The sequence below is a fragment of the Pseudomonas sp. Irchel 3E13 genome, from assembly GCF_900187455.1.
Taxonomy (GTDB): domain Bacteria; phylum Pseudomonadota; class Gammaproteobacteria; order Pseudomonadales; family Pseudomonadaceae; genus Aquipseudomonas.
Genome location: NZ_FYDX01000011.1, coordinates 155079 through 173457 on the forward strand (window position 1 = coordinate 155079; position 18379 = coordinate 173457).

At 62.5% G+C, this 18379-nt stretch carries 17 protein-coding genes and 3 pseudogenes; 5 read left to right on the forward strand and 15 right to left on the reverse strand.

What is annotated here, in order from left to right:
• The first annotated feature begins 30 nt into the window (after positions 1-30).
• Entirely contained in the window at positions 31-393 is a 363-nt protein-coding gene (locus CKW37_RS20400; protein WP_095157823.1) for an Mpo1-like protein, read from the forward strand.
• 3 nt (positions 394-396) lie between these two features.
• Here the strand turns inward: CKW37_RS20400 and CKW37_RS20405 are convergent, their stop codons facing one another.
• The 3 genes from CKW37_RS20405 to CKW37_RS20415 form a co-directional block, all read right to left on the reverse strand.
• The gene (locus CKW37_RS20405) at positions 397-1194 is read right to left on the reverse strand and encodes an acyl-CoA thioesterase II (RefSeq protein ID WP_095157825.1); all 798 of its coding nucleotides are present in this window, start codon (positions 1192-1194) and stop codon (positions 397-399) included.
• An 84-nt stretch (positions 1195-1278) separates the two neighbouring features.
• Entirely contained in the window at positions 1279-2046 is a 768-nt protein-coding gene (locus CKW37_RS20410) for a CHAD domain-containing protein (protein WP_095157827.1), read from the reverse strand.
• Between the two features lie 14 nt (positions 2047-2060).
• Positions 2061-2339 carry a hypothetical protein gene (locus CKW37_RS20415; protein WP_095157829.1) on the reverse strand — a complete coding sequence of 93 codons (279 nt, stop codon included), beginning with the start codon at positions 2337-2339 and terminating at the stop codon, positions 2061-2063.
• Positions 2340-2504: 165 nt separating this feature from the next.
• Between CKW37_RS20415 and CKW37_RS20420 the strand changes: the two genes are divergently transcribed.
• On the forward strand, positions 2505-3569 hold the full coding sequence (locus CKW37_RS20420; RefSeq protein WP_095157831.1) for a patatin-like phospholipase family protein: 1065 nt from the start codon (positions 2505-2507) through the stop codon (positions 3567-3569).
• A gap of 12 nt (positions 3570-3581) precedes the next feature.
• On the opposite strand, the gene CKW37_RS20425 is transcribed toward CKW37_RS20420, so the two are convergent.
• From CKW37_RS20425 to kdpF, 6 genes are read right to left on the reverse strand one after another with little or no spacing between them, the layout of a single operon-like run.
• Positions 3582-4280, reverse strand: coding sequence for a response regulator (locus tag CKW37_RS20425; RefSeq protein ID WP_095157832.1), 699 nt, complete (start codon positions 4278-4280; stop codon positions 3582-3584).
• On the reverse strand, positions 4277-6940 hold the full coding sequence (locus CKW37_RS20430; RefSeq protein WP_095157834.1) for a sensor histidine kinase KdpD: 2664 nt from the start codon (positions 6938-6940) through the stop codon (positions 4277-4279). The genes CKW37_RS20425 and CKW37_RS20430 overlap by 4 nt, the downstream gene beginning before the upstream one ends.
• Positions 6941-6949: 9 nt before the next feature.
• Positions 6950-7510 (reverse strand): potassium-transporting ATPase subunit KdpC, encoded by a 561-nt coding sequence (gene kdpC / locus CKW37_RS20435; protein WP_095157836.1) that lies wholly within the window; start codon positions 7508-7510, stop codon positions 6950-6952.
• 15 nt (positions 7511-7525) lie between these two features.
• Complete coding sequence (gene kdpB / locus CKW37_RS20440; RefSeq protein ID WP_095157838.1) at positions 7526-9580, reverse strand: potassium-transporting ATPase subunit KdpB; 2055 nt, start codon at positions 9578-9580, stop codon at positions 7526-7528.
• A complete protein-coding gene (gene kdpA, locus CKW37_RS20445) occupies positions 9577-11286 on the reverse strand; it encodes a potassium-transporting ATPase subunit KdpA (RefSeq protein ID WP_095157840.1) in 1710 nt (569 codons plus the stop codon). The genes kdpB and kdpA overlap by 4 nt, the downstream gene beginning before the upstream one ends.
• Before the next feature lie 9 nt (positions 11287-11295).
• Entirely contained in the window at positions 11296-11550 is a 255-nt protein-coding gene (kdpF, locus tag CKW37_RS33295) for a K(+)-transporting ATPase subunit F (protein ID WP_095157842.1), read from the reverse strand.
• A 109-nt stretch (positions 11551-11659) separates the two neighbouring features.
• Here kdpF and CKW37_RS20455 point away from each other — a divergent pair, with 109 nt between their 5' ends.
• Positions 11660-12445, forward strand: a complete 786-nt coding sequence (locus CKW37_RS20455) for a sulfite exporter TauE/SafE family protein (protein ID WP_095157844.1) — start codon at positions 11660-11662, stop codon at positions 12443-12445.
• 198 nt (positions 12446-12643) lie between these two features.
• Here the strand turns inward: CKW37_RS20455 and CKW37_RS20460 are convergent, their stop codons facing one another.
• The 3 genes and pseudogenes from CKW37_RS20460 to CKW37_RS20470 all read right to left on the reverse strand — a co-directional run.
• Entirely contained in the window at positions 12644-13258 is a 615-nt protein-coding gene (locus tag CKW37_RS20460) for a hypothetical protein (RefSeq protein WP_095157846.1), read from the reverse strand.
• The gene (locus CKW37_RS20465; RefSeq protein ID WP_095157848.1) at positions 13255-14709 is read right to left on the reverse strand and encodes a PAAR domain-containing protein; all 1455 of its coding nucleotides are present in this window, start codon (positions 14707-14709) and stop codon (positions 13255-13257) included. The genes CKW37_RS20460 and CKW37_RS20465 overlap by 4 nt, the downstream gene beginning before the upstream one ends.
• 178 nt (positions 14710-14887) lie before the next feature.
• Positions 14888-15490: pseudogene (locus tag CKW37_RS20470) on the reverse strand (hypothetical protein); the annotation flags it as partial.
• Here CKW37_RS20470 and CKW37_RS20475 point away from each other — a divergent pair.
• Positions 15485-15605 (forward strand): annotated as a pseudogene (locus tag CKW37_RS20475) (ArsB/NhaD family transporter); the annotation flags it as partial. The pseudogenes CKW37_RS20470 and CKW37_RS20475 sit on opposite strands and share 6 nt — an antisense overlap.
• Positions 15606-15752: pseudogene (locus CKW37_RS20480) on the forward strand (TSUP family transporter); the annotation flags it as partial.
• Between the two features lie 130 nt (positions 15753-15882).
• On the opposite strand, the gene CKW37_RS20485 reads toward CKW37_RS20480, so the two are convergent.
• The 3 genes from CKW37_RS20485 to CKW37_RS20495 all read right to left on the reverse strand — a co-directional run bounded on the left by CKW37_RS20485 (position 15883) and on the right by CKW37_RS20495 (position 18334).
• Positions 15883-16422 (reverse strand): hypothetical protein, encoded by a 540-nt coding sequence (locus CKW37_RS20485; protein WP_095157849.1) that lies wholly within the window; start codon positions 16420-16422, stop codon positions 15883-15885.
• Positions 16423-16509: 87 nt separating this feature from the next.
• The gene (locus tag CKW37_RS20490; RefSeq protein WP_143502051.1) at positions 16510-17106 is read right to left on the reverse strand and encodes a hypothetical protein; all 597 of its coding nucleotides are present in this window, start codon (positions 17104-17106) and stop codon (positions 16510-16512) included.
• Positions 17078-18334 carry a PAAR domain-containing protein gene (locus tag CKW37_RS20495; protein ID WP_095157853.1) on the reverse strand — a complete coding sequence of 419 codons (1257 nt, stop codon included), beginning with the start codon at positions 18332-18334 and terminating at the stop codon, positions 17078-17080. Before CKW37_RS20495 ends, CKW37_RS20490 begins: the two co-directional genes overlap by 29 nt.
• Positions 18335-18379: the final 45 nt, after the last annotated feature.

The window sequence follows — 18379 nt, forward strand, 5'->3', positions numbered from 1 at the left end:
GCACCACCGAAAAGTCTGAGGACATCTCATATGAGCAAACGCCTGCCCAACCTGCCCGCCTGGCAATGGCGTGGCTACTCCAACAATCACCGCAACCCGACCAATCTGGTCTTGCACCTGATCGCCGTGCCGCTGTTCATCATCGGCACGCTGCTGGTGTTGTCGGGACTGTTCGAACTGGACCTGGGCGAGATCGCCGTGGGTGTGATCGGCCTGCTGGCGGGGCTGGGGCTGCAACGCCACGGGCATCGCCTGGAAGCCGAACAGCCGGAGCCGTTCAGCAACCGGCAGGATGCAGTGAAGCGCCTGCTCACCGAGCAGTTCGTCACCTTCCCGCGCTTTCTCTTCAGTGGTGCGTGGTGGCGCGCCTGGCGCGAACGCCACCGTCACTGACACTTAGGCGAACACAGTCACCGTCTGCCGGCTGATCGCCAACAGCTCGCCACGTGCGTCCCACATGGCTGCAGCAGTGTGGCCATAGCCATCACGGGCGTGCTCGATGTCTGCGCAGTATTGGCACCAGTCCAAAGTGCTGAGGCTGGCCACCGGCTGGACGAATTCGATGGTCCAGGTCAGGGTGCTGCCCGCTGCCGGTTTGCTCAGGTGCGGCAACAATGCCGGCGGCCAGGCGTCCACCAGCGCCAGCAGATGCGCTTCGGTCACCGGCTCTTCCACCGCGTCCTTCAAACGCACCCAACCGCCCATGCTGCGCAGCGGCTTGTTGCTGAACGGCATGGCGCCGATGCCCCAGCGCATGGACAGGTAGCGGATGTATTCCGGGGTTGCGCCGGGGATGTACGGCAGTTCCGGACTGGAGTCTTCCAGGCTTTTCATTTCCCTCGCCGGCAACGCCGGCACATCGATGACCGAGGTACGCCCGGCGCCGAAGCTGCCCTGGATCAGGGTCACGGTCTGGCCGTTCTGGATTGCCCGGCCCAGCAGCGAACTCACTGCGCGGCCCTCGCGGAGCATTTCCACTTCAAAACTGATGGGCACGCCCGGCTCGGCGGGGCCGACGAAGGTGATGGCCAACGAACGCACCGGACGCTCCGGCGACACCTTGGCGTGCATGGCCTCATAGACCAGCGCCGCCATCAGACCGCCGAAACAGGCGCGGCCTTGTGCCCACTCGGCGGGAATGACCACTTCCTGCGGGCGCTGACGGACAGCGGTGAGCAGCTGGGAAAAATTCATGCGGACCTCGCCTACGGAAAAGTCCCACGATCTTAAGAGGAGATAGCCCGCCCCAGCAGGCCGCATAACTGCCAATTCAGCGCATTATCGTTCGTCGATATGCTTCAGCAGGGCGTTCAGGGTCTTGTCCGCGCGCTGTTCGGCTTCGACAAGCTGCGCCTGCCACTGCGGCACGAGGGCGGCCAGGTCAGGCTGCTTTTCGGCCTGGGTCAGCCATTGCAGCAGGTCGTGCCAGTGGCCGAGGTCGTCCTGGGCGCGCTTGAGCGAGGCGCGCATCGAACGCTTCAGCCGTCCCAGTTGCGGGTAGGCTTCGGCGCCGTAACGCGAGCGCTTGATCAGCAGGCGCAGGCGATGGCGGTCATGGGCCGGGTCGTGCATGGCTTTGACGATGTTCTTCCATTGCTTGTCCAGGCGCTTCTCGATGCGCTTGCGCAGGTCCGGCACCAGCTTCTGATGTTCGATGGCGCGGAGGAAAGCCGGGAAGGCATCAATGATCGCCAGCAGTTTGTGCAACTGGGTGCTGGCCGCCACGGCGGCGAAGGTCGCGCCCTCGCCCGCCAGACGCCGCTGCGCCGCATCCGGCTGCTGGCGTTCGAACAGTTGCTCGGCGAGCACTTCGCGGTCGCGCAGCGGCGTGGTCATGTCGCCCACCGCCTTGGCCGCGCTCTCCAGTTGATCGACCCCGGGCAAGCCGCGCAGCGGTCGCAGCAGGCTGCGCAGGCGCCGCACGTTGGTGCGTAGGTCGTGCAACGCTTCGCTGTCAGTGTTTTCCGCGAGGCGTGCCTGACAGGCCAGCAGACGAACGTGCAAGCCAAGCACCTGGGCAACGACATGATCGAACATCTGCGACATGGGGCCGTACCTCATCAACGTCCGGCGCGGGACTCACGGATATAGAAACGGGCTTTCTCGGCTTTCTGGGTGCACCCTTCGAAGGCTTCGAACTGCTGTTGGGTCTTGGCGCCGGTCAGCAGCGACAGGGCCTTGGAATAACTGACCGTTCCGGCGAAGCCCTCGGCCTTGGCCAGGTCGAGCTCCTTCCAGGCGGCGTCGAGCTGGCTGCCGCAACTGTCGCGATAGGCCGTCTTGCCCGCGCAACCCGCCAGGGCCACAACAATCAGGGACAGGGTGATCAGGGCTTTCATCGGTGTTACCTCGAAGATGGGAAAAGTCGTGTCGGCATGTTCGACGGCGGGCGTACGCAAAAGTGCCCTGTTCAGCGTAGCCCAGCGCAGACGACGATTGAAGCGCAACCCGAAACAGGCGCATTCTCGGGTCATCAAAACGGCGATCGACCTAGGGGCGCAATCATGAAAAAGCGCGTAGCGCTGGTGTTGGGCTCGGGCGGGGCCCGGGGGTATGCGCATATCGGCGTGATCGAGGAAATCGAACGGCGCGGTTACGAGATTTCCTGTATCGCCGGCTGCTCCATGGGCGCGGTGGTTGGCGGGATCTACGCTGCCGGCAAGCTGGACGAATACCGCAACTGGATCGAGAGCCTGGACTACCTCGACGTGCTGCGCCTGGTGGACGTGAGTTTCCGCCTGGGCGCGATCCGTGGCGACAAGGTTTTCGGACAGATCCGCAAGATCGTCGGCGAAATCAATATCGAGCAGTTGCGCATTCCCTACACGGCGGTGGCCACGGACCTGACCAACCAGCAGGAAATCTGGTTCCAGGAAGGCTGCCTGCATCAGGCGATGCGGGCCTCGGCGGCGATTCCCAGCCTGTTCACCCCGGTGGTCCAGGGCAACCGCACGCTGGTCGATGGCGGCATTCTCAATCCGCTGCCGATCATCCCGGTGGTGTCCAGCCACAGTGACCTGATCATCGCGGTCAACCTCAACTCCACCAACCAGAAGCAATACCAGTTGCCGGTGATCGAGCGGCCGCCGGCGTTCAAGCTGCGCTTCGACAACCTGATCAGTTCGCTGGGCTCGCGCCTGCCGTTCCGGCGCAAACAGGCCGAGGTCTTGCTCGGGCTGGAAAAGGAGCTGGCGCAAGAGCTGGAACAGGACCTGGCGATCGAGGCGACGCAAGTGCCCAATCCCTGGCTGGCAGACGCCGCCAGCCCCAAGGCCCAGCAGCCCTCGGCGGCGCCGGAAAGCGACGGCGCGCCGAAGTCAGCGACCGGGTCGTTCATTGTCGATAACGTCGGGCCGGCGTCGTTGCTGGATCTGATCAACCAGAGTTTCGAAGTGATGCAGACCTCGCTGGCACAGTACAAGATCGCCGGCTATCCGCCGGATGTGCTGATCAACGTGCCGAAGCGGGTGTGCCGGTTTTTCGAGTTCTACAAAGCGCCGGAGCTGATCGCACTGGGGCGGGAAATTGCGCGGGATACGCTGGATAACTATGAGGCGGAGCGGCGGTGAGGCCACCAAGCCTCAGACCGGCTCCTGCCCAACCAACCGATACCCCACCCCCGGCTCGGTCACGATAAACCGCGGCGCGGTCGGGTCATCCCCGAGTTTCTGCCGCACATGGGCCACGACGATGCGCAGGTAATGCGTGTCGTCGACATGGGTCGGTCCCCAGATGTCCTTGAGCAACTGCTGCTGGGTGATGACCCGCCCGGGATGCCGTGCCAGTTGCGCCAGCAAGGCGTATTCCTTGCGGGTCAGCGCCACCTCTTCGCCGTCGAGGGTCACGCGCCGGTACGCCAGGTCCACGGTCAACGCGCCGAAACTGCACGCCGCCTGCGGCGCAGCCGCCTGGGGCACCTGGCGCAGCAGCGCGCGGACCCTGGCAAGAAACTCCTGGATGCCGAACGGCTTGGTCACGTAGTCATTGGCGCCGCTGTCCAGCGCCCGGACTTTCTCGCCCTCGCTGGCCCGAACCGACAACACCAGCACCGGCACCGCGCTCCATTCGCGCAGTTCGCGCAATACGTCCTGGCCGTCCATGTCCGGCAAGCCGAGGTCGAGCACCACCAGGTCCGGGCGGGACAACGCCGCCTGGCTCAGGCCCTCGGCGCCGGTCCCCGCTTCGAGCACTTTGTAGCCCTGGGAGCTGAGGCTGATACGAAGGAATTTGCGGATCTGCGGTTCATCGTCGATGACCAGCAGGGTCGCGGTCTGGCTCATGGGGTCTCGCTGTCCAGTTCGGGTTGGGCCGGAAGCGGCAAGCATAGTGTGATGCAGGTGCCGTGACCATCGAGGCCGTCATCGACGCGGATATGCCCGCCATGGGCGCCGATCATGCCCTGGCAGATCGCGAGCCCGAGCCCGGTGCCCTGCCCGCCGCGATCACCACGGGCGGCGGTGTAGAACATGTCGAAGATGCGCTCGCGGTCCTGCGGGGCGATGCCCGGGCCTTCGTCGGCGACGGCCAGGCACAGGTGCTCGTCCTCGACACTCACGCGCATCTCCAGCCGGCCATTGAGCGGAGAAAACCGCGCGGCGTTTTCCAGCACATTGACCAGCGCCTGCTCGATCAACGCCGCATGCACATAGAGCAGCGGCAAGTGCGCCGGCACCTCGGTGTGCAGTTGCAGCGGCGCCAGCACCACGCGCAGGCGGTTCAAGGCGCTGCCGACGATGTCCGCCGGGGCGACCCAGTCCCGCGCCAGCTTGAGGCCGCCGTGGCCGAGGCGGGTCATGTCCAGCAGGTTCTGAATGTAGCGGTCCAGCCGTTCGGCTTCATCGCGGGTGCCTTCCAGCAGTTCGCGACGGTCCGCGGCGGGAATCGCATCGCCTAGCGCCAGCAAGCTGTCGATGCTGCCGCGCATCGCGGTCAGCGGCGTGCGCAAGTCGTGGGACACCGAGGCGAGCAAGGCGCTGCGCAACTGCTCGGTTTCGCCGTGCAGGCGCGCGGCTTCCAGTTGATCCGCCAGCCGCGCCCGGGCCAGCGCCTGGGCCAGCGGCTGGCTCAGCGCCTTGAGCAGACGGCGACGTTGCGGGGCCAGCGCCTCGTCGCCCGCACGGGCGCGCACGCCGAGCAGGGCCAACGGGCCTTCGTCCACCGACAGCGGCCACCACCACCAGCGGCCGTTGGGCAGCGTGTCGCTGCCCTGCCCCGCCGCCTGGTCGTGTTGCCATGCCCACTCGGCGGCGGCGCGCTCGTTGTCGCTGAATTGCAGCACGCCGCCGCTGGCCACCTGCAAACGGCCTTCGGCGTCGCGCTCCAGCAGGCACGCCTGCAAGTCCGACCAGCCTTCCAGGTGTTGCCCGGCGGCGCTGAACACCGCCTGGCGGTCAGTGGCCGCGGTGAGTTTGCGCGACAGGTCGAGCAGTTGCCCGGTCTGCTCCTGAGTCTCGCGCAGCGCTTTGAGTTGCCGACGCTGCCGCGCGGCGAGGTTGCCGGTGAGCACCGCCATCAACAGGAAGAACAGCGAGGTCAGCACGTCTTCTTCGCGCTGGATGGCGAAGGAGAAATTCGGCGGGATAAACAGGAAGTCATACGCCAGGAACGACATCGCCGCACAGGCCAGCGCCGGACCGATGCTGCTGCGCACCGCCACCAGCAGGACCGCAGCGAGGAACACCAGCGAGATGTTCGGCAGGTCCATGACCCGCGCCACCGCCGAAGCCAGCCCGGTAGCGAGCAAGGTCGCCAGCAGCGCCAGGGCGTAGTGACGCCAGACCCAGACGCGAGGCGCGACCGTCCGCGTCGGTTCCGGCTGGGCATCGCGGTCAAGGACGTTGATTTCCAGGCCGTGGGCCTCGCGCAGCAGGCGGGTCGCCACGCCCGCGCCGAACAGGCGGCGGCGCAGGCGATCCCGCGACTGCCCCACCAGCACCAGGCTGGCGCGGCGCTCGATGGCATGCTGGATCAGCGTGCGCGCCACTTCCCCGGCGCGCAGCACCACCACTTCGCCGCCCAGGCGCTCTGCCAGTTGCTGCGCCGCTTGCAGGCGCTGGCGAGCGGTTTCGTCGCGCAGGCGGCCGTTGTCGACATGCACCAGGCTCCACGGTAGATGACGCCGCTGGGCGACCCGACTGGCATGGCGCACCAGACGCTCGGCCTGGGCGTCGCCATCCACCCCCACCAGCAAGCGCCCGCGCAGCGCCGGGGCATCCTGGCCGAGACGACGATAACCATGGGCCAGGTCGGCATCGACCTGGGCCGCGGCGGTCTGCATCGCCAACTCGCGCAAGGCGGTGAGGTTGGTCTGGGTGAAGAAGGCATCGATCGCCGCCCTCGCCTGTTCCGGCACGTAGACCTTGCCGTCGCGCAGGCGCTCCAGCAGTTCTCGCGGTGGCAGGTCGATCAGCACCAGTTCGAAGGCTTCCTGCAGCACCCAGTCCGGCAGCGTTTCGCGCACCTGCACGCCGGTGATGCCGCGCACATGGTCGTTGAGACTTTCCAGGTGCTGGACGTTGACCGTGGTGTAAACGTCGATGCCCGCCGCCAGCAGTTCCTGCACATCCTGCCAGCGTTTGGCGTGACGGCTGCCGGGGGCGTTGCTGTGGGCCAGTTCGTCCACCAGCACCAGCTCCGGCGCGGCCTTGAGCAGGCCGTCGAGGTCCATTTCCTCAAGGGTCACGCCGCGGTATTCCGAGCGCACCAGCGGCTGCTGCGGAATACCGCCGAGTAGCGCCTCCGTCTCGCTGCGCCCGTGGGTTTCCACCACCCCGGCGAGCACCCGCACGTTATGGCGCAGGCGCGCATGGGCGGCCTGCAACATGGCGTAGGTCTTGCCCACCCCCGGGGCGGCGCCGAGAAACACCTTGAGCCGGCCGCGGCCTTCGCGCGGCAGTTCGGCAAGCAGCGCGTCGGCGCGCTGCGAATCACTGTGGGTCACGCTGTGTCCTTATTTCGAAAGCGGGGCGAGCCGGTCGAGGGCCGCGTTCAGCGCCAGCACGCTGACCACCGGCGGACCGATCAAGGGTTGCAGGGTGGCCTGCTCCACCAGCGCTTGCAACGTCTGTTGCGAGATCTGCCGCGCCGCCGCCACCCGCGGCAGTTGATACGCCACCGCCGCCGGCGGCAGGTGCGGATCGAGGCCGCTGCCGGAGGTGGTCAGCAAGGCCAGCGGCACCGGCCCCTGCGCCTCGCGATAGAGACCGCCGGCCGCCTCGTCGATCCGCGTGGCCAGCGCCGGGTTGCTCGGCGCCAGGTTGCTCGCGCCGCTGGCCACGGTAGCGTAGTCGGCGGCGGACGGCCGCGACTGGAACCAGGCGTCGCCGCTGAACGGCTGGGCGATCAGCCAGGAGCCACGGACCTGGCCCTGTTCGTCGCGCATCAGGCTGCCATTGGCCTGCTCGGGGAAGGCCACCTGGGCGATGCCGGTGACCAGCAGCGGATAACCGACCCCGGTCAGCAGGGTCATCAGTAACAACAGGCTCAGGGCCGGACGTAGATGAGTCGTCATGGGTAATTCCTCGGTTCAGACCAGGTGCAGGGCGTTGAGCAGCAAATCGATCAGCTTGATGCCGGCGAACGGCACTAGCAGACCGCCCAGGCCATAGATCAGCAGGTTGCGCCGCAGCAGGTGAGCGGCGCTCGCGGCCTTGACCCGCACCCCGCGCAGGGCCAGCGGAATCAGCACGACGATAATCAGCGCGTTGAACACGATCGCCGAGACGATCGCGCTTTGCGGGCTCGCCAGGTGCATCAGGTTGAGCACGCCCAGTTGCGGGTAGATCGCGGCGAACAGCGCCGGCAGGATGGCGAAGTACTTGGCCACGTCGTTGGCGATGGAAAAGGTGGTCAGCGCGCCACGGGTGACCAGCAGTTCCTTGCCGACCTGAACCACATCCAGCAGCTTGGTCGGGTCGCTGTCGAGGTCGACCATGTTGGCCGCCTCGCGGGCCGCCTGGGTGCCGTCGTTCATCGCCATGCCGACATCGGCCTGGGCCAGCGCCGGGGCATCGTTGGCGCCGTCGCCGCACATCGCGACCAGACGACCGTCGTCCTGTTCCTGGCGAATGCGCGCCAGTTTCTTCTCCGGCGTGGCTTCGGCCAGCACGTCATCGACCCCGGCTTCGGCGGCGATGGCGGCGGCGGTCAGCGGGTTGTCACCGGTGACCATGACGGTGCGGATGCCCAGCTTGCGCAGTTCGGCGAAACGCTCGCGGATGCCCGGCTTGACCACGTCCTTGAGGTGAATGACCCCGAGCAGGCGCTTGTCGACGCAGACCAGCAACGGCGTGCCGCCGCTCTGGGCGATCTTGTCCACTTCGCGGGCCAGCGGCGCCGGCATTTCCAGGCGTTGCAGGCCAACGAACGCGAGCAGCGAATCCACTGCGCCCTTGCGGTAGCGGCGCGGACCGAAATCGACGCCGGACAGCCGCGTCTCGGCGCTGAAGGGCACCGGCACCAGCTCCGCCATCGACGGCTCGGCGAAGTCATGCAACTGGCGCAAGTACTCGACGATGGACTTGCCTTCGGCGGTGTCGTCGGCCAGCGAAGCGAGCAAGGCGCCCTCGGCCAGCTCCCGCGCGGTGACGCCAGGCGCGGCGAACACGGCGCTGCAACGACGGTTGCCGAAAGTGATGGTGCCGGTCTTGTCGAGCATCAGCACATGCACGTCACCCGCCGCCTCCACCGCGCGGCCGGAGCGGGCGATGACGTTCAGGCGCACCAGGCGGTCCATGCCGGCGATGCCGATGGCCGAGAGCAGGCCGCCGATGGTGGTGGGGATCAGCGTCACCAGCAGCGCCACGAGGAACACCATGGGAATGCTGCCGCCGGCGAAATGGGCGAACGGCTGCAGCGTGACCACCACCACGAGGAAGATCAGGGTCAGGCCGATCAGCAGGATGTCCAGGGCGATTTCATTGGGCGTCTTCTGCCGCTTGGCGCCTTCGACCAGGGCGATCATGCGGTCGAGGGTCGACTCGCCGGGGTTGCTGGTGATCTGCACCAACAGCCAGTCGGACACCAGCCGGGTACTGCCGGTGACCGCCGAACGATCGCCGCCGGACTCGCGGATCACCGGCGCGGATTCACCGGTTATCGCCGCTTCGTTGACCGCGGCGATGCCTTCGATCACCTCGCCGTCGCCGGGGATCATCTCGCCGGCTTCGACCCGCACCACGTCACCCTTGCGCAAGGCCGTGGCGGCCACCACTTCGAAGCCGCCGCTGCTGGTCCGGCGCCGGGCACTGAGGCCCTGGTTGCCGGCCTTGAGGCTGTCGGCGCGGGCCTTGCCACGGCCCTCGGCGAGGGCTTCGGCGAAGTTGGCGAACAGCACGGTGAACCACAGCCACACCGCGATCTGCAGCGACACGCCAGTGGGCACGCCGCTGTCGGGCAACAGGCACAGCACCGTGGTGAAAATCGCGGTCAGCTCCACCACCAGCATCACCGGGGCACGCTTGAGCTGACGCGGGTCGAGCTTGACGAAGGCCTGCAGCAACGCCGGACGCCACAGTGCGGCGAACGAGGTCCGCGGGCTGCTGTTGGCTGCCGTGTTCACTTCGGGAATCGGCATGTTCATGGATTCACTCCTTGCAAGCCCAGGCTCAGGAATTCAGCGACCGGACCCAGGGCCAGGGCCGGCAGGAACGTCAGGCCACCGACCAACAGGATGGTGACCACCAGCAGGGTGACAAACAGCGGGCCGTGGGTCGGGAAGCTGTTCAGGCCCACCGGCGCGGTCTTCTTCAGCGCCAGGCTGCCGGCCAGGGCGAGCACCGGGAGGATGTAGCCGAAGCGCCCGATCAACATGCCCAGGCCGATCATCAGGTTGTGGAACGTGGTGTTGGCGCCCAGCCCGGCGAAGGCCGAACCGTTGTTGGCGCTGGCCGAGGTGTAGGCGTAGAGCAACTGGCTGAAACCGTGAGGTCCGGGGTTGCTGACACTCGCCGCCGGACCGGGCAACGCGGTGGCGAGGGCGCCGAGGACCAGCACGCCGACCGGCATCACCAGCAAGGTCGCGACCAGCAGTTGCACCTCGCGGGCCTGGAGTTTCTTGCCGAGGTATTCCGGGGTGCGGCCGATCATCAGGCCGGCGAGGAACACCGCGATCAGCACGTTCAGCAACATGCCGTAGAGCCCGGCGCCGACGCCGCCGAAGATCACTTCGCCGACCATCATGTTGACCAGCGCGACCATCCCGGTCAGCGGATTGAGGCTGTCGTGCATGGCGTTGACCGAGCCGTTGGAGGCGGCGGTGGTGGTCACGGTCCAGAGCACGCTGCCGGTGGTGCCGAAGCGGCTTTCCTTGCCTTCGAGCGGCGCGCTTTGCTCGACCTGCGGGTTGCTCAGGGTCGGGTTGGCCTGGTACTCCGACCACAGCGCTGTAGCGCCGCCGATCAGGAACAGCGCCAGCATGCCGGCGATGATCGCGCGGCTCTGGCGCAGGTCCTTGACGTAGTGGCCGAAGGTGAACACCAGGGCCACCGGAATGAGGATGATCGACGCGACTTCGAACAGGTTGCTCCAGGCCGTTGGGTTCTCGAACGGGTGCGCCGAGTTGACGCCGAAGAAGCCGCCACCGTTGGTACCCAGTTGCTTGATGGCGATCTGGCTGGCGGCCGGGCCGAGCGGGATGACTTGGTCAGCACCTTGCAGGGTGATCGCGTGAACGTAATCGCTGAAGGTCTGCGGCACGCCCTGCCAGACCAGCAGCAACGCCAGCACCAGGCACAGCGGCAACAGGCCGTAGAGGGTGGCGCGGGTCATGTCGACCCAGAAGTTGCCGAGGGTGCCGACGGAACGCCGGGCGATGCCGCGGCACAGCGCGACCAGCACGGCCAGGCCGGTGGCGGCGCTGACGAAGTTCTGCACGGTCAGGCCGATCATCTGGCTCAGGTAGCTGACCGAGGCTTCGCCACTGTAGGACTGCCAGTTGGTGTTGGTCATGAAACTGACCGCGGTGTTGAACGCCAGCGACCACTCCTGGCCCGGCAGGTGCTGCGGGTTCAGCGGCAGGAACGCCTGCAGGCGCAGCACCGTAAACAGCAGCAGGAAGCCGGCAAGGTTGAACGCCAGCAGCGCCAGGGCGTACTGCTTCCAGTTCTGCTCCTGTTCGGCCTTGACCCCGGCGATACGGTAGCAACCGCGCTCGACCGGTCCCAGCACGGGCGTCATCCAGGTGCGCTGGCCTTCCATCACCTTGTAATAGAAGCGACCGAGCGAGGGTGCCGGCAACAGCACCAAGGCGAAGAACACCAGCAGCAATGCGTAATCGTAACTGTGCATGGCCGCTCCCTAGCCGCGATCGGCGCGCAGCAACGCGGCCATCAGGTACACAAACAACGCCACTGCCAGCAGCAGTGACACCCCGTCCAGAATGCTCATGAGAAATCTCCGTCCAACGGCACCTGCCGCGTAGGGAAATTCTCTGGCTGAGGCGAGTAAAGGGACGAGACCGAGGATGCTTGTTGCGCATAAAGAAAGCGTAAAACCAGCGCCTGCCGGCGATTTTGATGCGCTCGGCACAATCAGACCTGCACGCATATGCATAGAGCGAATCGATATCGGTTATAAGCTAATTCGATATGAATATATTTGGGTATAAAAAAAGTGGTTATGCTGCGCGCGCCCTTCGATTCAAGAGCGTGTCAGGTAACGTATGGATGTCGGTTCTTTTGGCTTCACCATTGCTGGTCTGGTAGTCGGTTTCATTGTCGGTATGACCGGTGTCGGCGGCGGCTCGCTGATGACCCCGATCCTGCTCTGGTTCGGCATCAACCCGGCCACCGCGGTCGGCACCGACCTGCTCTACGCGGCCATCACCAAGGCCAGCGGCGTCTGGGTCCATAGCAAACAGAAAAACATCGACTGGGCGATCACCGGTTGGCTGGCCCTGGGCAGCGTGCCGGCGGCGGCGGCGACCTTGTGGTTCCTCAGCACCCTGCACACCGACACTGCGGCGCTGAACGCCATCATCAAGCAAGGTCTGGCGGTGGTGCTGATCCTCACGGCGCTGGCGATCCTGTTCAAATCCCGTCTTCAAGCCTTTGCCAGCAAGCATGCCGGTGACCGTTACCACCTGAGCGGGCGCAGCCTGAATGTGCTGACCGTGATCACCGGCGTGGTCCTCGGCGTGATGGTCTCGCTGACCTCCATCGGTGCCGGCGCGCTGGGCACCGTGGCGTTGTTCCTGCTTTACCCGTACCTGGTGACCCGCCGCCTGGTCGGCACCGAAATCGCCCACGCCGTGCCGCTGACCCTGGTCGCCGGCCTGGGCCATGCCAGCATGGGCAACATGGACTGGTCGCTGCTGGGTTACCTGTTGCTGGGCTCGTTGCCGGGGATCTACATCGGCAGCCACCTGACCGGGCGGATCTCGGACAACGTGCTGCGCCCTTGCCTGGCGACGATGCTGTTGTTGATCGGGTACAAGCTGGCGTTTTGAGATGCCGGAGAGGTGAATGAAAGAGGGCCGCTATTGCGGCCCTTTTGCATTTTTGGGGTTTGGGTGCAGGTGGGGGGAGCTGGCTTGGCAGTTCCAAGCCGGTGTTGTCGGATGACAACAGGAAGGGCTTTACTGCGAAGTAGGATAGCTCTTCACGGCTGCCTCGAATGCCGTTTTGAACTCGGAAACGATACCGGCTTATGGATATCCCCATGGGGTGGCCAGTTGTAGCGTGATGAGGTAACGCTCCTCTGTTGGGCGACTATCATCTCTGAAGCGTCCGACTACCAGCATCACTTCATATTTGTTACTCGCTCGCCAGTAAGCACTACCGCCTCGGTTGACGTCTCGCAATCGGGCACGCCACTCAGGCGTGTCGGCGAACGGAGGGTCTTTTTCTGTCCCGATGGAAATCCAACCAGCCTTGCGCCATTGCTCCTGCAAATCCAGCACGACCCTTAGGGTGTCGTCGAGCACTAGCGGCTCAATTTGAGGGGACATGCGGATGCCGTCGACCAGCTCATCAGTGAAACCTATCGTGAAGAAGCGGGCCAGAGGGGTTACAAATCCATATTGAGGGTCTATGAGTCGCAGTCGGGCATCAGTCTTTGGCACCATGAACCAGTGATGCCCAGGAATGGCGGGGTCGATCGCTGCGCTGGAGCGCTGACGCATGTCTTCCCAAGGTTCGCCAGGCGTCAATGCGATTTCGGGTTCATCTGCAAAAAGACGCACGCCCCCAAAGACCAGAAGTGCGGCAACGAATAGACCAAGCCCGCCACGTTGCCAACCTATCGGCCCGAGCCGGTTCATCGGACACCCAGGCCTTTGGCGATATCGTCAATGGCCTGTTCGATTCGATGCCGCTCAGTGCTGTGCAACAATCCTTCAAACTCCGCAGCTGCTTTAAGCACGAAAGTCATGCGTTGGTTGATATCGGCTAGGTTAGCGATGGGGTTGTTGCTGAACTCAATGGTGCGGCCATCGTTGAGGGAGCGGCATTGGCTTGCGAGCGTCAACTCAATCGCTTGAGCTACGCCGGACGGTATGCCCGTGACGTAGGAAAGATGGTTGCCTCGTAACAGGCTTACCAGTTTGGGGTCGGTATACATCGTGGGCTGAAGGATATTTCGTTGCTCATGGTCAGCTAGATACTCAACGCTTTTAGCGATATTGCCAGCATCAATAGCTTCGAAGGCTTGCAGGATTTCCCTATAGTCAGTACCGAACCTTAATTTATCTTGCTCGATGGGCCATAGCACTGGAGATTGGGCATTTCCATAAATATTCTTGCGCAAGCGTAAGCACGTTTTAAGCGACTGAAATCCCTTATCTTTATAAAACGCATGCAACGGAAACACATCCAAAAACAGCGTTGTATTACCCATCGCCATCATTTCGTACACATGCTGATAAAGCTGTTGCACGCTGGACAACGGCTCACCTTCACTCCGTATATCAACGCTTGGCACCGGATTATTACGGTTAGCCTTTTCATACTCCTTTTGTCTTTTCCCGTACTCCAGAAACTTGGCCCGTCTTTCGCGTTCTTCGGTGCTGAACAGTCCCCACACACCTGCTCTGGCACTTGTCCTCAAATGCTCCGCAGCCTCATATTCCGCCTGAATTTTCTCGATGGATTCAGACGCATGCAACAAGCCGCAGCCCACTTGTTTGGATGCAAACGCGGCGAGGCCAGCCCATTGAAAACGGTTATCGGATTGCCATAGCTGGGCGTAGGCAGCGTTGATCATCTGGTTACGCACCTTGGGATCGGCTATCAACTTTCCGCCAGGTGCAATGAAGTCTTCGGCTTGTTTCTGGTAAAAACGCCAGTTTTTCTCGCAGGCGGACTCGATTGTTTCCGTGAGCCCGGAGGAGGCGATAGGGGCCGAGGCGAAGTTTTGGTGGATAGAGGCTGGATTGGCCGGGCTGCTTGAAGCCGTGGTCGAGGGCTGACTGTGCCTCGGCGCCATGACGCTGTTGGTGGACTCGTAAGAGAAGCCGAAGTCCGAGGGAATCAACCCGGCGTAACACGGGCAGCCACTGAAGCTGTCCAGGCTTCCCGCGACCAGTACGCCTTCGTTGATAAATGACGGAACGCCGCCGTGGATCTGATAGGTCTTCCCGGTCACGCCGCACGTCACCGAGTCACCCTGACGGGCCGTAGGCAAGCCCTCGATGATGAATTCGCTGTCGCCGGTTAGAACCTGACCACCACAGGTGGTCTTGTCGCCAATGCGAATGAGGTAGCCGAGCATCATGAATCTGCGTCCTTGTAGGTTCGCTCAAGAGCTCCCGGGAAAGGGTTCACCGGGCAAAGGGCAGATACTTGCTGGGCGCAGGCTGTCAGTCAGCAGGGCGATTCTTAGTGATATGTAGGATGTTTCCGAGGTAGCAATCGCTGACGGCCCTGGACCCAGGGACCGTAAATGATCCAGCTTATAAATACTTCAACCACGCAATGTCTCGTCGCCGTGCCTTCAACCGCGCAAACCAGCGCACCGGCAGGTACAACGCCAACGCCAGCAGTGCCGCCGCGATCCACACCGCCAGCACCGAATCAAAGCCGAAATACTGCCCATGATTGGTACCCCAGATCGCCACGCTGGCGAGGTACAGCAGCTTCAACACATACAAGTGCAGCAAGTAGAAGAACATCGGCGCCGCGCCGAACACCGCCAGCCAGCGCACCGCGCGTCCGTCATTGCGGCGCTCGAACAGCACCAGCAGCAGCAGGCCGATCCCCAGCGTCAGGGCGAGGAACAACAACGACGGCGGGTATTTGGTGATGTTGAAGAAGCTCATCAGCGTCTGCACCGCCGTGTCACCGCTCAACCAGGGCTTTTCGCCATAGCCGTTGAGCAAGCGCAACACCAGGAACAGGCCCAAGGCCCCGATGGCAGTCCCCAGCAATAGCTGACGACGCTGCCCCGCCTCAGTGCCCCGCGCAAACCACGGGCCGATGGCATAGCCCAACGAGATCACGCCAATCCACGGCAACAGCGGATATGACGTGCGCAACCGCAGGCCCTCGTTATCGCCGACACCGCGAGCCTGCCGCTGGTGGTGTCGAACCTGGTGAATATCGTCTCGGCGGACTTCTTCGGCATCGGCTTCGGCGAATACGCGTCAGTGATGTGGCCGGTGAACCTGGCGAGACTGGTCGCTGCTGGGTTATCTGCTGTTGGGCTCGTTGCCGGGGATCTACATCGGCAGCCACCTGACCGGGCGGATCTCGGACAACGTGCTGCGCCCTTGCCTGGCGACGATGCTGTTGTTGATCGGGTACAAGTTGGCGTTTTGAGATGCCGCAGATGTGAATGAAAGAGGGCCGCTATTGCGGCCCTTTTGCATTTTTGGGGTTTGGGTGCAGGTGGGGGGAGTTGGCTTGGCAGTTTCCAGGCCGGTGTTGTCGGATGACAACGGAAGGGGGTTTACTGCGGGGCAGGACAGCTGTTCACGGCTGCTGCGAATGCTTTGGTGTAATCAACGTAGGTTTCTGGATTGTAGGGCCTTCCAGATACAACGAAGTGATTGGTTTTACCCGAATAGACTATCTGATTGACTTCCAAAGCCAATCTAAAGCCCGCATGGTCCGTTGGTAAAAAGAACTTGTGGCGCCAGATCTTGCTGCTTTCGCCGACCCCAGAGTAAGCATACTGAAGGTTTTTATACCACTCAGGCCGTTCAATAATAGCGCTGATCACCTCCTTGATAGAATCGTCGTCACGACCACTGAAATATTCTATTCGCCCGATAGCGGCCTCACCTAGCGCACTCAGCTCCGCTAATGGTACGGGCAAGCGCTCGCGACTTATTACACGGGAATATTTGCAGTCGAATACCCAAAGACCACTTCTCACGTAATCATCCCCGTAAATCACCACGCCATTGCCCAAGTCCTTTTTGTATACGCTGGTCGAAACTCTTATCCCATAGTCGATCGCAACCAGCAGAAACAGAGAGAAAACCATGATTGCGATCCGCAAGGTTTTATTTGGGAAGAAATTCAAAGGACCCCCGATGCATTAAAGAGCCCCGCCGCAACGGAAAGCGACGGATCAGAGACCTTGCTGCGGGGCAGGACAGGTCTTCACGGCCGCCTCGATTGCCTTGTTGTGATCAACATAGGTTTCGGGATTGTAGGGCTTTCCAGTTACAACGAAGCGATCGGTTTTACCCGAATAGAATATCTGATCGACTTCCAAAACCCATCTAAAGCCTGCATGGTCGGTCAACAAAAAGAACGTGTGGCTCCAGATCTCGCTGCTTTCGTCGACCCCAGAGTAAGCATACTGAAGATTTTTATACCACTCAGGCCGCTCAACAATAGCGCTGATCACCTCCTTGACAGAATCGGCGTCACGACGACTTAAATATTTTATTCGCCCGACAGTTACCTCACCTAGCGCACTCAGCTCCGCTAATGGTACGGACAAGCGCTCGCGACTTATTGCACGGGAATATTTGCAGTCGAATACCCAAAGACCACTTCTCACGTAGTCATCCCCGTAAATCACCACGCCATTGCCCAAATCTTTTTTGTATACGCTGGTCAAAACTCTTATCCCATAGTCGATCGCAACCAGCAGAAACGAAGAGAAAACCATGATTGCGATCGACAAGGTTTTATTTGGGAAGAAATTCAAAGTACCCATCCGGTGCGCCAAATGGAGTATCACCTGATATAACAGGGTTAAGAGCTCCGCGCGCTTGGTAAGTGAAGTCGAAGTCTTCATCTTTCAATTTGCGCTCGTCTTTCAACAACTCCCAGCTACCACACCACTCTTGGTGAGGTACAACGTTATGAGTGACGTCACAAACATTCCCCATCCGACGCTCATTGAACGACCCCCAAGTATTTTTGTAGTCCGACCGCCGAATGAAGGCGCCCACCTTGATCCGCAGATGATTAGCCAGCAACTGGGCCAGGCTTTCATTGGTCTGCGGGAATAACTGAACACCGTCTTCGATTGGATAGTCCGAGAGATTGCCCATGCCCGTGCGACAGGCATAGCTGTCGAGCCGGGCCGTTTCGGAGAAGGCTTCCGGCGAGATGTTGTGGTAATCCAGCACATCCAGCGACATCTGGAAGTGCCCCGGGAGTTGGTAGCCAAAGGCAATTTGCTGGGGTACGCCATGGCTGAAAATCGACAGTTGCTCGATCGGCGACTGCCGCCTCTCCTTTCCATGGTTCAGATAGTCAATGAATTCCTGAGTCGTTGTGATTTCGACGATGTCCGCACCATAAACATCAGCGGAGCCGCGTGCCTCAATGAGCATGTCTTCGTTGTACGAAGGCGTGAACACCACCAGCGTCCGGGTCAACGCAGGATTGAAACGCTTGAACTGGGCGAGCTCGCGCACAGCCTGGCCGATGAATATCATCTTGTTGCCCGAGCCATTGTCGTGCTGGCTCCCGGCGACGGCGATCAGTTCAGGCGTCAGTGGTTTGCCAGACGTTATCGAACGCGACTTATTGGCCCCTGCCGAAGCAATCACAGCCTGCTGGTGCTGAGCGAAGGATTGTTGCCCCCAGGCTGGATTGGCCGGGCTGCTTGAAGCCGTGGTCGAGGGCTGATTGTGCCTCGGCGCCATGACGCTGTTGGTGGACTCGTAAGAGAAGCCGAAGTCCGAGGGAATCAACCCGGCGTAACACGGGCAGCCACTGAAGCTGTCCAGGCTTCCCGCGACCAGTACGCCTTCGTTGATAAATGACGGAATGCCGCCGTGGATCTGATAGGTCTTCCCGGTCACGCCGCACGTCACCGAGTCGCCCTGACGGGCCGAAGGCAAGCCCTCGATGATGAATTCGCTGTCGCCGGTTAGCACCTGACCACCACAGGTGGTCTTGTCGCACATTCGAATGAGGTAGCCGAGCATCATGAATCTGCGTCCTTCTGCTTTGTTCAAACCTTCCGGGAAATAGCT

Coding starts and splice junctions, on each gene's coding strand:
- CKW37_RS20455 (WP_095157844.1), top strand. CDS start 11,660: ATGGATGTCGGTTCTTTTGGCTTCACCATTGCTGGTCTGGTAGTCGGT.
- CKW37_RS20415 (WP_095157829.1), bottom strand. CDS start 2,339: ATGAAAGCCCTGATCACCCTGTCCCTGATTGTTGTGGCCCTGGCGGGT.
- CKW37_RS20405 (WP_095157825.1), bottom strand. CDS start 1,194: ATGAATTTTTCCCAGCTGCTCACCGCTGTCCGTCAGCGCCCGCAGGAA.
- kdpC (WP_095157836.1), bottom strand. CDS start 7,510: ATGACGACTCATCTACGTCCGGCCCTGAGCCTGTTGTTACTGATGACC.
- CKW37_RS20400 (WP_095157823.1), top strand. CDS start 31: ATGAGCAAACGCCTGCCCAACCTGCCCGCCTGGCAATGGCGTGGCTAC.
- kdpB (WP_095157838.1), bottom strand. CDS start 9,580: ATGAACATGCCGATTCCCGAAGTGAACACGGCAGCCAACAGCAGCCCG.
- CKW37_RS20420 (WP_095157831.1), top strand. CDS start 2,505: ATGAAAAAGCGCGTAGCGCTGGTGTTGGGCTCGGGCGGGGCCCGGGGG.
- CKW37_RS20460 (WP_095157846.1), bottom strand. CDS start 13,258: ATGAACCGGCTCGGGCCGATAGGTTGGCAACGTGGCGGGCTTGGTCTA.
- CKW37_RS20495 (WP_095157853.1), bottom strand. CDS start 18,334: ATGATGCTCGGCTACCTCATTCGAATGTGCGACAAGACCACCTGTGGT.
- CKW37_RS20485 (WP_095157849.1), bottom strand. CDS start 16,422: ATGGTTTTCTCTCTGTTTCTGCTGGTTGCGATCGACTATGGGATAAGA.
- kdpF (WP_095157842.1), bottom strand. CDS start 11,550: ATGCATATGCGTGCAGGTCTGATTGTGCCGAGCGCATCAAAATCGCCG.
- CKW37_RS20410 (WP_095157827.1), bottom strand. CDS start 2,046: ATGTCGCAGATGTTCGATCATGTCGTTGCCCAGGTGCTTGGCTTGCAC.
- CKW37_RS20465 (WP_095157848.1), bottom strand. CDS start 14,709: ATGATGCTCGGCTACCTCATTCGCATTGGCGACAAGACCACCTGTGGT.
- CKW37_RS20490 (WP_143502051.1), bottom strand. CDS start 17,106: ATGGGTACTTTGAATTTCTTCCCAAATAAAACCTTGTCGATCGCAATC.
- kdpA (WP_095157840.1), bottom strand. CDS start 11,286: ATGCACAGTTACGATTACGCATTGCTGCTGGTGTTCTTCGCCTTGGTG.
- CKW37_RS20425 (WP_095157832.1), bottom strand. CDS start 4,280: ATGAGCCAGACCGCGACCCTGCTGGTCATCGACGATGAACCGCAGATC.